At 57.8% G+C, this 12,336-nt stretch carries 14 protein-coding genes; 6 read left to right on the top strand and 8 right to left on the bottom strand.

Annotation, left to right across the window (positions count from 1 at the left end; genetic code table 11):
* The first annotated feature begins 174 nt into the window (after positions 1-174).
* From ICA16_RS05610 to ICA16_RS05595, 4 genes are all read left to right on the top strand, one after another.
* Positions 175-1,986 (top strand): penicillin-binding protein activator, encoded by a 1,812-nt coding sequence (locus ICA16_RS05610; protein WP_210554941.1) that lies wholly within the window; start codon positions 175-177, stop codon positions 1,984-1,986.
* Entirely contained in the window at positions 1,986-2,348 is a 363-nt protein-coding gene (locus tag ICA16_RS05605; RefSeq protein ID WP_150592666.1) for a YraN family protein, read from the top strand. The genes ICA16_RS05610 and ICA16_RS05605 overlap by 1 nt, the downstream gene beginning before the upstream one ends.
* A gap of 101 nt (positions 2,349-2,449) precedes the next feature.
* Positions 2,450-3,043 carry a phosphoheptose isomerase gene (locus ICA16_RS05600; protein ID WP_008082788.1) on the top strand — a complete coding sequence of 198 codons (594 nt, stop codon included), beginning with the start codon at positions 2,450-2,452 and terminating at the stop codon, positions 3,041-3,043.
* Positions 3,040-3,618, top strand: coding sequence for a BON domain-containing protein (locus tag ICA16_RS05595; protein ID WP_150604356.1), 579 nt, complete (start codon positions 3,040-3,042; stop codon positions 3,616-3,618). The genes ICA16_RS05600 and ICA16_RS05595 overlap by 4 nt, the downstream gene beginning before the upstream one ends.
* Positions 3,619-3,759: 141 nt before the next feature.
* On the opposite strand, the gene ICA16_RS05590 is transcribed toward ICA16_RS05595, so the two are convergent.
* From ICA16_RS05590 to rplM, 7 genes are all read right to left on the bottom strand, one after another.
* Entirely contained in the window at positions 3,760-4,173 is a 414-nt protein-coding gene (locus ICA16_RS05590; protein ID WP_150592664.1) for a ClpXP protease specificity-enhancing factor, read from the bottom strand.
* A 16-nt stretch (positions 4,174-4,189) separates the two neighbouring features.
* Complete coding sequence (locus ICA16_RS05585; RefSeq protein WP_047303097.1) at positions 4,190-4,807, bottom strand: glutathione S-transferase N-terminal domain-containing protein; 618 nt, start codon at positions 4,805-4,807, stop codon at positions 4,190-4,192.
* 146 nt (positions 4,808-4,953) lie between these two features.
* Positions 4,954-5,736 (bottom strand): cytochrome c1, encoded by a 783-nt coding sequence (locus ICA16_RS05580; RefSeq protein ID WP_150604357.1) that lies wholly within the window; start codon positions 5,734-5,736, stop codon positions 4,954-4,956.
* Positions 5,736-6,947, bottom strand: coding sequence for a cytochrome b (locus tag ICA16_RS05575; RefSeq protein WP_150604358.1), 1,212 nt, complete (start codon positions 6,945-6,947; stop codon positions 5,736-5,738). The genes ICA16_RS05580 and ICA16_RS05575 overlap by 1 nt, the downstream gene beginning before the upstream one ends.
* On the bottom strand, positions 6,947-7,540 hold the full coding sequence (gene petA / locus ICA16_RS05570) for a ubiquinol-cytochrome c reductase iron-sulfur subunit (protein WP_007917031.1): 594 nt from the start codon (positions 7,538-7,540) through the stop codon (positions 6,947-6,949). The genes ICA16_RS05575 and petA overlap by 1 nt, the downstream gene beginning before the upstream one ends.
* Positions 7,541-7,810: 270 nt before the next feature.
* Complete coding sequence (rpsI, locus tag ICA16_RS05565; protein ID WP_008080273.1) at positions 7,811-8,203, bottom strand: 30S ribosomal protein S9; 393 nt, start codon at positions 8,201-8,203, stop codon at positions 7,811-7,813.
* Positions 8,204-8,217: 14 nt separating this feature from the next.
* On the bottom strand, positions 8,218-8,646 hold the full coding sequence (gene rplM / locus ICA16_RS05560; RefSeq protein WP_007917032.1) for a 50S ribosomal protein L13: 429 nt from the start codon (positions 8,644-8,646) through the stop codon (positions 8,218-8,220).
* 245 nt (positions 8,647-8,891) lie between these two features.
* Here rplM and ICA16_RS05555 point away from each other — a divergent pair, with 245 nt between their 5' ends.
* Entirely contained in the window at positions 8,892-9,932 is a 1,041-nt protein-coding gene (locus tag ICA16_RS05555) for an NADP(H)-dependent aldo-keto reductase (RefSeq protein WP_210700188.1), read from the top strand.
* Between the two features lie 86 nt (positions 9,933-10,018).
* On the opposite strand, the gene ICA16_RS05550 is transcribed toward ICA16_RS05555, so the two are convergent.
* Complete coding sequence (locus ICA16_RS05550) at positions 10,019-11,155, bottom strand: acyl-CoA dehydrogenase family protein (protein ID WP_210700187.1); 1,137 nt, start codon at positions 11,153-11,155, stop codon at positions 10,019-10,021.
* A 250-nt stretch (positions 11,156-11,405) separates the two neighbouring features.
* Between ICA16_RS05550 and ICA16_RS05545 the strand changes: the two genes are divergently transcribed.
* Positions 11,406-12,302 (top strand): GlxA family transcriptional regulator, encoded by an 897-nt coding sequence (locus ICA16_RS05545; RefSeq protein WP_191627683.1) that lies wholly within the window; start codon positions 11,406-11,408, stop codon positions 12,300-12,302.
* The last annotated feature ends 34 nt before the right edge of the window (positions 12,303-12,336 follow it).

Raw genomic sequence — 12,336 nt, 5'->3', positions numbered from 1 at the left:
GCGCGTCACGAGGCTTGCGACGTCCTCTGCTAACGTGCGGTTTTTGCGCGCAGTTGTGCGACGCCGCAACATTTACTTCAGCTAAATTGACCGATTAACGCCAGCAACATCGCGCCCCGGCCAGTGCTTGGGTACAATTCCACGCTAATTTGATCGAGTATCAGGAACACTTACATGATCGCTTGCCTGCGGCTGTTCACTGCCCTCTGCCTCGCTGCCCTTTTGGCGGCTTGCGCCAGCTCCCCTTCCTCCAGCCTTGGCGAACTTCCACGGACTCCGGATGCCAGCATCGAGCAACTGCTCGAACAGGCTTCCCAGGCTAAAACCCCGGAAAAAGCTGCCCTGTTGCGCCTGAGCGCAGCAGACCTGGCTTATCGCCAAGGCAATGCCGGGCAGTCTGCGCAAATCCTGCAACAAGTGCCGGTGGAGCAACTCAAGCCGGGCCAGCAGATTTTTGCCAACACGCTCTCCGCTGAACTGGCGATGACGCGCAATCAGCCGAAAGCGGCACTGACCGCCCTGAGCCATCCAAGCCTGCAAAAGCTGGGCGAAATGCCGGAAGAGCAACAGGTCCGCACTGGCACCGTTCACGCCCGCGCCCTTGAAGCCGATGGCCAGACGCTGCCTGCCGCCCGCGAGCGCATCTTCATTGCGCCGATGCTCAAAGACGAAGCGGCGAGCAAGAACCATGAAGCGATCTGGACACTGATCGCATCGCTGCCCACCGATCAACTGCAACCCAACACCACCGACGACCTTGGCGGCTGGATGAGTCTGGCGCTGGCCGTGAAAACCGCCGGCACGCTCGAACAGCAACAAGCCGCAATCGACACCTGGCGCACCCAGAATCCAAAGCACCCGGCTGCAATCAACCTGCCGCTGCCGTTGACCAAGCTCAAGGAACTGGCCAGCCAGCCGCTGAGCAAAATCGCCCTGCTGCTGCCACAGGATGGCCAACTGGCGTCGGTCGGCAAAGCACTGCGCGAAGGTTTCATGGCGGCGCACTATCAGGCTCAACAGGCCGGGCAGAATCCGCCAGCGATCGAGTTCTATGACAGCTCGAAACTGACCTCCATGGACGAGTTCTACCGCAAGGCTCAGGCTGACGGCGTGCAACTGGTCGTCGGCCCTCTGGAAAAGCCCCTGGTCAAACAACTGAGCACCCGCCCGCAACTGCCGATCGCCACCCTCGCGCTGAACTACAGCGAAGGCGATCAAGGTCCGGCGCAGCTGTTCCAGTTTGGTCTGGCCGCTGAAGACGAAGCCCGTGAAGTATCCCGCCGCGCCCGCGCCGACGGTCTGCACCGCGCCGCGATCATGGTGCCGAAAGGCGAATGGGGTGACCGCGTCCTGCGTGCGTTCAGCCAGGATTGGCAAGCCAATGGCGGCAGCATCGTTGCCACCGAGCGTGTCGACCAGCCAGTGCAACTGGCCCAGCAAATTGCCGACATGTTCCAGCTGCGCCAGAGCGAAGCCCGCGCCAAGAGCCTGCAAAACGCTGCAGGCACCAACGTCGCCGCTCAGCCATCGCGCCGTCAGGACATCGAATTCATCTTCCTCGCCGCGACCCCGCAACAGGCGCAGCAGATCAAGCCGACCCTGAACTTCCAGTACGCCGGCGACGTTCCTGTCTACGCGACCTCGCACGTCTATAGCGCCAGTGGCGATGTGAACCAGTACAACGACATGAACGGCATTCGCTTCTGCGAAACGCCATGGTTGCTGGAAACCAGCGATCCGCTGCGCCAGCAAGTCACCGCGCAGTGGCCACAAGCCGCCGGCAGCCTTGGCCGCCTGTACGCCATGGGCGTCGATGCTTATCGTCTGGCACCGCGCCTGGGCCAACTCAAAGCCCTGCCGGACAGCCGCATCGAAGGTCAGTCGGGCAGCCTCAGCATGACCCAGACCCAGCGTATTGTGCGCCAGTTGCCTTGGGCTCAGTTCGTCAGCGGCCAGGTTCAGCGCCTGCCGGACACCCAGCGCTAATGCCTGACAGGTCACGCTCGCAAAGCGGTAAGGATGCCGAGCGCCAAGCGCTCGAGCATCTACAAAATCAGGGCCTGCGCCTCTTGGCGCAGAACTGGTTGTGTAAACGCGGCGAGCTTGATCTGGTCATGCTTGATGGCGATACAGTAGTATTCGTTGAAGTTCGCTACAGAAAAAACACTCAATGGGGTGGCGCGCTCGCTAGCATCGATGGGCGCAAGCAGCAGAAACTGATTTTCGCTGCGCAGTATTTTCTTCAGCGCGAGTCGCGTTGGGCCAATTCCCCCTGCCGCTTCGACGTGGTGGCCATCGACAGCCATCCGAGTCAGCTGAACTGGTTGCAGAATGCTTTCGACAGTTGACCTGCACCCAACCCGGACTTTTTCATCCGACAACTTTTGCTCTTTGCTTTGCGGGCTGCACATTCATGTGCCGAACAGCCGCGCTACTTAAGGTCACACAGATGGACATGCAATCGCGAATTCGCCAGCTTTTTCAGGCCAGTATCGACACCAAGCAACAGGCGATGGACGTACTTGCACCGCACATCGAGCAAGCCAGCCAGATCATGGTCAACGCCCTGCTCAACGAAGGCAAAATGCTTTCGTGCGGCAATGGCGGCTCTGCCGGCGACGCCCAGCACTTCTCCTCGGAGCTGCTCAACCGCTTCGAGCGCGAGCGCCCGAGCCTGCCGGCCATCGCCCTGACCACCGATACCTCGACGATCACCTCGATCGCCAACGACTACAGCTACAACGAAGTGTTCTCCAAGCAGATCCGCGCACTCGGTCAGCCAGGCGATGTTTTGCTGGCGATTTCGACCAGCGGTAACTCGGCGAACATTATTCAAGCGATCCAGGCCGCACATGATCGCGAAATGATTGTCGTAGCTTTGACCGGACGCGACGGCGGCGGCATGGCGTCATTGCTGTTGCCCGAGGACGTCGAGATTCGCGTACCGGCCAACGTCACTGCACGTATTCAAGAAGTCCACTTGCTGGCGATCCATTGCCTCTGCGATCTGATCGACAGCCAACTGTTCGGGAGTGAAGAATGACCCCTAATCGCCTTGGCCTTCTGGCCTTGACTCTGTGCCTCGGCATCAGCGGCTGCACCTCGGTGGTGAATGCCAGCCGTGAAGCGCCGATTGATGACGACCGCGGCACTCGCACCTTCGGCAGCAAGATCGATGACTCGCTGATCGAAACCAAAGTGGGCGTTAACGTAGCCAAGGCCGACCCGGCGCTGGACAACGATTCGCATGTTGTCGTTACCAGCTTCAACGGCGTCGTGCTGCTGGCTGGCCAGACACCGCGTGAAGACCTCAAGGCCAAGGCCGAACAGGCCGCTGCCAACGTTCAGCGCGTGAAGAAGGTGCACAACGAACTGCAAGTGCTGCCACCCTCCTCCCTGCTGGCGCGTCAGAACGACACGTGGCTGACCACCAAGATCAAGACCCAGATGCTCACCGACGCCAGCATTCCCGGCTCGCGCATCAAGGTCGTGACCGAGAATGGCATCGTCTATCTGCTGGGCCTGCTGACCAAGCAGGAAGCCGCTCAGGCGACCAATCTGGTGCAGGGCGTATCGGGCGTGCAGAAGATTGTGAAGCTGTTCGAGTACATCGACTGACTTACCCTCCCTCTGTAGGAGCTGCCGAAGGCTGCGATCTTTTGATTCTCAAAACAAGATCAAAAGATCGCAGCCTTCGGCAGCTCCTACAGGGGAAAAACAGGTCATAAAAAAGGCGATCCATCTGGATCGCCTTTTTTATTACTTCACAACCTTCAGACTTGGCCGGCCGCTTGGACGCGGTGGCTCGCTGTCCGGGGGCGGCAGGTCATCGTCCTGCTCGATATCGTCTTCGTCACCCATCGGCGACTCGATATCGAACACCATGCCCTGACCGTTCTCCCGGGCATAAATACCCAGGATGGCGCTGATCGGCACGTAGAGACTGTGCGGAACACCACCGAAGCGACCCTCAAAGGTCACCACGTCGTTGTCCATGTGCAGATGACGCACAGCGCTCGGCGAAATGTTCAGGACAATCTGCCCGTCACTGGCAAAACCCTGCGGCACCTGCACGGCTGGGTACTCGGAATTAACCAGCATGTGCGGGGTGCAATCGTTATCCACAATCCACTCGTAGAGCGCGCGGACCAGATAAGGTCGACTGGAGTTCATAGCGGCTCCTTAAGCCTTAGCGCATGTCGCGTTCGACACCAGACAGACTCGCCTGGAAAGCCTCACGCGCAAAAGAGCGCTCCATGTAATCAAGCAACGGCTTGGCAGGCCGCGGCAGTTCAATACCCAGAATCGGCAAACGCCAGAGTATTGGCAATAGGCAGCAATCCACCAGACTTTGTTCCTCACTGAGGAAAAACGGCTTGTCGGCAAACAGCGGCGACACGCCGGTCAGGCTTTCGCGCAATTCCTTGCGCGCCACGACGCGCGCGGCCTCCTTGCTTTTAGGATCCAGAATCAGATCCACCAGACCACACCAGTCGCGCTGAATACGATGAATCAGCAGTCGGCTGTTGGCACGTGCCACCGGGTAAACCGGCAGCAACGGCGGGTGCGGGTAACGCTCATCCAGATACTCCATCACCACGGTCGACTCCCACAACGCCAGGTCACGATCGACCAGCGTCGGCAGACTTCCGTAAGGGTTCACCTCAATCAGTTTAGGCGGCTGGCGACCAGCTTCCACATAAATGATCTCGGCGCTGACACCCTTCTCTGCAAGCACAATGCGCACTCGGTGGGAATAGTGGTCGGCGGGGTCGGAGTAACAGGCCAACCGATTGGTCACGCCCATGGCGATCCTCCTCGCTTGTTGAAATTATCGGAACCGGAAAAACGCGCGCGCCCAGAGGGCGCCTCCCGTAACACCTGGCTTACCAGGCGCTACGCTGTCGGAGGCGCCCTTGGGCGCGCGCGATTAACAGCAATGCTTGAAGCGTATCAGTGCACGTCTTTCCAGTATTCACGCTTGAGCAAATAGGCGAACACAAAGAAGAACGCCAGGTACAGCAAAACGTAAGTACCGATGCGCTGATGTTGCAGCTTAACCGGGTTAGCCGAGTAAGCCAGGAAGGTTACCAGATTCTTGACCTTCTCATCGAACTGCTCTTCATTCAGAGCACCGGACTTCGGCACGATGGTCAGTTGATCGCACGCTTCATGAGTCAGAGGCGTACCGGTCAGCGGATCATATTGCTTCTTGCCGTCCTCCACGATCTGCACCTGTTTGCAGCCTACGACCTGACGACCTTGCAGGCCGACCAGCACGTTAGGCATGCCGACGTTCGGGAAGACCTTGTTGTTCACGCCCCATGGACGCGCAGGATCTTCGTAGAACGACTTCAGGTAACCGTAGAGCCAGTCAGTGCCACGAACGCGAGCCACCAGGGTCAGATCCGGCGGCGCTGCGCCGAACCAGGTCTTGGCATCGGCCGGTTGCATGCCGATGTTCATGTGGTCGCCGATCTTGGCGCCAGTGAACACCAGCTTCTCCAGCATCAGTTCGTGGGGCACGCCAAGATCATCGGCAACCCGCTCGTAACGCTGGAACTTGGCACTGTGGCAACCCATGCAATAGTTGGCAAAGGTACGCGCACCATCTTGCAGGGCAGCCTTGTCACCGACGTCAATATCGACTTTTTCCAGCTCCGGACCGCCGTGTTCAGCGGCGAAAGACAGGACAGGCAAAGCAGCAAAAATCAGAGCAAAAAATAACTTTTTCATCAGCCAGTCACCCTATCCGGAACCGGTTTGGTCTTCTCGAGCCTGGTGTAGAACGGCATCAGAATGAAGTAGGCGAAGTACAGGAAGGTGCAGACCTGCGACAGCAGCGTGCGACCCGGGGTTGGCGCCAGAACGCCTAGAACGCCGAGGATCACGAACGAAATGCAGAACACCACCAGCCAGATTTTGCTCAGCCAGCCTTTATAACGCATCGACTTGACCGGACTGCGATCAAGCCACGGCAGGACAAACAGCACTGCAATGGCCGCGCCCATGGCGATAACGCCCATGAGTTTGTCCGGGATTGCCCGCAGGATCGCGTAGAACGGGGTGAAGTACCAAACCGGTGCAATGTGCTCTGGTGTCTTGAATGGGTTGGCCGGTTCAAAGTTCGGCTTTTCGAGGAAATAGCCGCCCATTTCCGGGAAGAAGAACACGATAAAGCAGAAGATGAACAGGAACACCACTACGCCGACAATGTCTTTCACGGTGTAGTACGGATGGAAAGGAATGCCATCCAGCGGGATGCCGTTTTCGTCTTTGTGCTTCTTGATATCAACGCCGTCAGGGTTGTTCGAACCCACTTCATGCAGCGCCAGAATGTGCAGCACCACCAGACCGAGGATCACGATCGGCAAGGCCACAACGTGCAAGGCGAAGAAGCGGTTCAGGGTGATCCCGGAGATCAGGTAGTCACCACGAATCCACTGGGTCAGGTCGTCGCCGATCAGCGGAATCGCACCGAACAGCGAGATGATCACCTGCGCCCCCCAGTAGGACATCTGCCCCCACGGCAGCAGATAACCCATGAAGGCTTCGGCCATCAGCGCCAGGTAGATCAGCATGCCGAACACCCAGACCAGCTCACGCGGTTTCTGATACGAACCGTAGAGCAAGCCACGGAACATGTGCAGATAGACCACGATGAAGAACGCCGAAGCGCCAGTCGAGTGCAGCAGACGCAGGATCGAGCCGTACTCGACGTCGCGCATGATGTATTCGACGGAAGCAAACGCCTCTTCTGCCGACGGGGTATAGCTCATCGTCAGCCAGACACCGGTGACGATCTGGTTGACCAGAACCAGCAGCGCCAGCGAGCCGAAAAAGTAGAAGAAGTTGAAGTTCTTTGGAGCGTAATACTTGCTGAGATGGTCTTCCCACATTTTTGTGGCGGGGAAGCGCGCATCAACCCAATCCATGAACTTGCTCATCACGCTTTCTCCGTATCGACGCCAATGACAATCAGGTCATCGGTCTCATAGGAATGCGGGGGAACTGGCAGGTTCAAAGGCGCAGGTTGCGACTTGTAGACGCGGCCAGCCAGATCGTAGTGGGAACCGTGGCAAGGGCAGAAATAACCGCCTACCCAGTCTTTACCCAGATCCGCAGGTGCCACTTCGGGACGGAAGGTCGGTGAGCAACCCAAGTGTGTGCAAATCCCGATCAGCAGGAGAATTTCCGGCTTGATCGAACGCACTTCAGGGTCGACATAGGTGGGTTGCGTGGAGTTTTTGGAGGTCGGATCAGAGAGCTGGCCCTCGATCTTCTTAAGATTCCCCAGGATTTCCTCGGTACGGCGGACAATGAACACCGGCTGGCCGCGCCATTCAGCAATCATCTGCTGCCCTGGCTCGATTTTGCTGACATTCACTTTCACCGGTGCACCAGCGGCTTTCGCCTTGGCACTGGGAAACCATGACCCCACGAACGGGACCGCAGCCCCCACCGCTCCTGCAGCACCCACCACGGATGTGGCTGCTACCAAGAAGCGACGCCGGCCTGCATTCACGCCGTCATTGCTCATTCAGTCCTCTCCCATCAGCTTTTGTGGCCTGTTAAATCAGGCGTCTACTAAATAAATCAATGTTACTTATAAAAATTTTGCCGAGATGGTAATGAAAAGCCCCAGTTCTGACAAGGGAATTACCCGGAGCTCTCCCCCTCAAGCCTTGCAGTATAGGGGTTCTACGAATGAGGCAAGTTGTCACAGCGCAATTCTTTTGATAAATCGCAGGCATAAAAAAACGCCCGCTTCCGTGAGGAGGCGGGCGTTCTTTTGAACGCGGAAGCGGAATTAACGCTTCGAGTACTGCGGACGCTTACGCGCTTTACGCAGACCAACTTTCTTACGTTCAACTTCACGGGCGTCGCGAGTAACGAAGCCGGCTTTGCGCAGAGCGCCACGCAGGGTTTCGTCGTAGTCCATCAGAGCGCGAGTGATGCCGTGGCGGATTGCGCCAGCCTGACCACTTACACCACCACCGATCACGGTGACGTAGATGTCGAACTTCTCGACAGTCTCAGTCAGCTCCAGCGGCTGGCGAACTACCATGCGGGCAGTTTCGCGGCCGAAGAAGTTTTCCAGCGAACGATTGTTGATGGAGATATTACCAGTACCCGGACGCAGGAAAACGCGTGCGGTTGCGGTCTTGCGACGGCCAGTGCCGTAATTTTGAGTCGCCGACATAATGTACTATTCCGTTAAAACTTCAGTTCTTGGGGCTGCTGAGCAGTATGTGGGTGTGCAGCGCCCGCATAGACTTTCAGCTTACGGTACATGTCGCGACCCAGTGGGTTTTTAGGCAGCATGCCTTTAACCGCGGTCTCGATCACGCGCTCAGGGGCTTTAGCGATCAGCTTTTCAAAGTTGATCGACTTGATGCCGCCCGGGAAACCGGAGTGGGAGTAGTACATTTTGTCAGTGGTTTTAGCACCGGTAACACGAATCTGCTCAGCATTGATTACGACGATGTAGTCGCCGGTGTCAACGTGAGGAGTGTACTCAGGCTTGTGCTTGCCACGCAGACGGCTCGCGATTTCGGTGGCCAGACGACCCAGGGTCTGACCAGCAGCGTCGACGACAAACCAGTCGCGCTTTACTGTTTCTGGTTTAGCAGTAAAAGTTTTCATTCTTTATAGCCTCAGGGGCCGCCCTGTAAATTAGACGGCGGATCTTACTGAATAGTGCGTACTTTGACAAGTCAAAGGCAGCCGGATACAGACGCTTTCGGGGGCTCGGGTCGGCGCGTCCGTTCAACGGCAAGATTCTTCGGCGGCGGCGCATCACTTCCACTGCAGAAAGAGGTCGGCAATTATGCAGATTGCGAAAAATATTTCAACCTGCTTTTATGATTGTTTTGCCCAAGGAGCACCCGATGGACTATCGCCAGCTAGGCCGTACCGACCTGAACGTGAGTGCAATCTGCCTCGGCACCATGACCTGGGGCGAGCAAAACACTGAAGCTGAAGCCTTCGCCCAGATCGAACGGGCCAAAGAGGCCGGGATCAATTTCATCGACACCGCCGAGATGTATCCGGTACCGCCGAAAGCCGAAACCTATGCCACCACCGAGCGTTATATCGGCAATTACTTCAAAAGCCGTGGCGATCGTGCCGACTGGATACTGGCCAGCAAGATCGCCGGTCCCGGCAACACCATCGACTATATCCGCGACAAAAACCTGCGCCACAACCGCCAGCACATCACCGCAGCGGTGGATGCCAGCCTCAAGCGCCTGCAGACCGATTACATCGATCTTTACCAACTGCACTGGCCGGAGCGCAGCACCAACTTTTTCGGACAACTGGGCTACAAACACAAGATCGAAGCCAACCTGACGCCACTTGAAGACACCCTCGAAGCACTCGACGAGCAAGTGAAGGCCGGCAAAATCCGCCACATCGGCCTGTCCAACGAAACGCCGTGGGGCACCATGCGCTTCCTCGCCCTGGCCGAAGCAAGGGGCTGGCCGCGTGCCGTGTCGATCCAGAACCCGTACAACCTGCTCAACCGCAGCTTTGAAGTGGGCCTGGCAGAAATCGCCATCCGCGAACAATGCGGCTTGCTCGCCTATTCGCCGCTGGCGTTCGGTTTCCTTTCGGGCAAGTACGAAGGTGGCGCGCGCCCACCAAAAGGTCGTCTGAGCCTCTACAGCCGCTTCAGCCGCTATTTCAATGCGCAATCGGAAGCAGCGTGCAGCCGTTATGTCGCAATGGCCCGTGAACACGGACTGGATCCGGCGCAAATGGCTTTGGCGTTCGTGACTCAGCAGCCGTTCGTCACCAGCAACATCATTGGCGCGACGACGCTTGAGCAACTGGACAGCAACATTGCCAGTTTTGATCTGAAGCTTTCCGACGAAGTGCTGGAAGGGATCGAGGCGATTCACAAGGATCATCCGAATCCTGCGCCGTAAATAAAAGATCGCAGCCTTCGGCAGCTCCTACACAGGGTAGGTGAACACCCGTATGAGCTGCCGCAGGCTGCGATCTTTTCAGCCATTCAAAGCGACCGCGCAATGATCTCCTTCATGATTTCATTGGTGCCGGCATAAATCCGCTGCACGCGCGCATCCGCCCACGCCCGGGCTACCGGGTATTCCCACATGAAGCCGTAACCGCCGTGCAACTGCACGCATTCGTCGAGCACCTTGCATTGCAGGTCGGTGCCCCAGTACTTGGCCATCGCCGCCGTCGGCACGTCGAGCTTGCCTTGCAGATGCAGCTCAAGACAGCGGTCAACGAAGACCCGGCCAATCTGAATCTCCGTGGCCATTTCCGCCAGTTTGAAGCGGGTGTTCTGGAAATCGGCAATCGCCTTGCCGAACGCCTTGCGATCACGGGTGTAATCCAGCGTCCATTGCAACGCTGCTTCCGCGGAAGCCAGGCCACCAATCGCCACGGTCAAACGCTCTTGCGGCAACTCCTGCATCAGGTAAGCAAACCCCGACCCGGCCTGCCCCAGTAAATTTTCCTTCGGCACGCGTACGTCCTGGAAGAACAATTCCGACGTGTCCTGCGCCTTCATTCCGACCTTCTCCAGGCGCTTGCCCTTCTCGAAGCCCGGCGTATTCGCTTCCACCAGAAACAGGCTGGTGCCCTTGGCGCCGGCCTTTGGATCGGTCTTGGCGACGACAATCACCAGATCAGCGAGAAAGCCGTTGGTAATGAAGGTTTTCGAACCATTGATCACGTACTCGTCACCGTCCAGCACGGCGGTGGTCTTGACGCCCTGCAGATCGGAACCCGCGCCGGGCTCAGTCATGGCAATGGCCGTGACCATCTCGCCGGACACCAGTTTCGGCAAGTATTTATGCTTCAGCGCTTCGCTGCCGTAATGCAGGATGTACGGTGCAACAATGTCCGAATGTAACGAGAAACCGATGCCGGTCAGGCCCAATCGCCCAACCTCTTCGATCACCACCGCGCTGTAAAGAAAGTCCGCCCCCAAGCCTCCGTACTCTTCCGGCAGATGCGAGCAGAGCATCCCCGCCTCCCCTGCCTTGTTCCAGAGTTTGCGGTCGATGTGGCCTTGTTTCTCCCATTGCCCGTGAAACGGCACGGCCTCTTTTTCGAGGAAGGTTCGTACGCTGTCGCGGAACAATTCGTGCTCGGAGCTGAACAAGGTTCTGGGGATCATGCGGCACCTTTCTTTCTTGTTGGAGGGCTGTGTCCTTCAGAGACTAAGCCTCCCCTCCGATAGAGGACACTGGACACATCCGACAAAAAATAAGACGATCCAGCCGTCTGGTGACCACTTTCCCTTATAAAAACAAAACAAAAGTTGAATTATGTCCAAGCACGTCTCCACGCCCTTGCGGCGCGTCAGCATCCTGGCGATCGACCAGGTTTTCGCCTACACACTTATGCAAGCCAAGGACTTCTTCCATGTGGCGAGCCTGCGTTACGGTAAACAACTGGGCCAAGGCCTGACCCCGGCGTTCGAAACCCGCCTGGTCAGCCCCGATGGCAAGCCGGTCAAAAGCTTCAGTAATGTGGTCATGCCAGTGGACGGCGGCCTGGAAAATACCGATATCATCATCCTCCCGGCGTTCTGGGACGATTTCGACACGTTGTGCAGCCGCTACCCGCAAGTCCTGCCGTGGCTGCGTGAGCAACATGCTCGCGGCGCCGTCCTGTGCGGCGAAGCCACCGGGGTGTTCTGGCTGGCCGAGGCCGGCCTGCTCGATGGCAAGGAAGCAACGACCTATTGGCGCTTTTTCAACGCTTTCACCGAGCGTTTCCCGAAGGTCTACCTCAATCAGGACAAACACCTGACCGATGCAGACAATCTCTACTGTGCCGGCGGCACCACCTCGGCCTGCGACCTCTACATCTACTTGATCGAGCGCTTCTGCGGCGCCAACGTCGCGCAGGCTGTAGCCCGCGACATCCTCTACGAAGTGCAGCGCAGCTACTCGCCGGGCCGCATCGGTTTTGGCGGGCAGAAGCTGCATCAGGACGTGATCATCCTGCAGATCCAGCACTGGCTCGAAGAGCACTTCGCCGACAAGTTCCGCTTCGAGGACGTCGCGCGCGAGCACGGCATGAGCATCCGCAATTTCATGCGCCGCTTCCAGACCGCCACCGGCGACAAGCCCCTGCACTATCTGCAACGGCTGCGCATCGAAACCGCCAAGGGCTTGTTGTCCGCCAGCCGCAAGAGCATCAAGACCATCAGTTATGAAGTCGGTTATGACGACGCGAGCTTCTTCGCGCGGCTGTTCCGTCAGCACACTGAACTGTCACCGAACCAGTATCGGCAGCAGTTTCAGCAGGCTGCATAAACACATCAGACAGACGTCCATGTGCGAGTAGTCC

Source organism: Pseudomonas anatoliensis (assembly GCF_017976235.1).
GTDB classification, from domain to species: domain Bacteria; phylum Pseudomonadota; class Gammaproteobacteria; order Pseudomonadales; family Pseudomonadaceae; genus Aquipseudomonas; species Aquipseudomonas anatoliensis.
The sequence above is the reverse complement of the archived record's forward strand: the minus strand, read 5'-3'. Positions and strand labels throughout refer to the sequence as shown.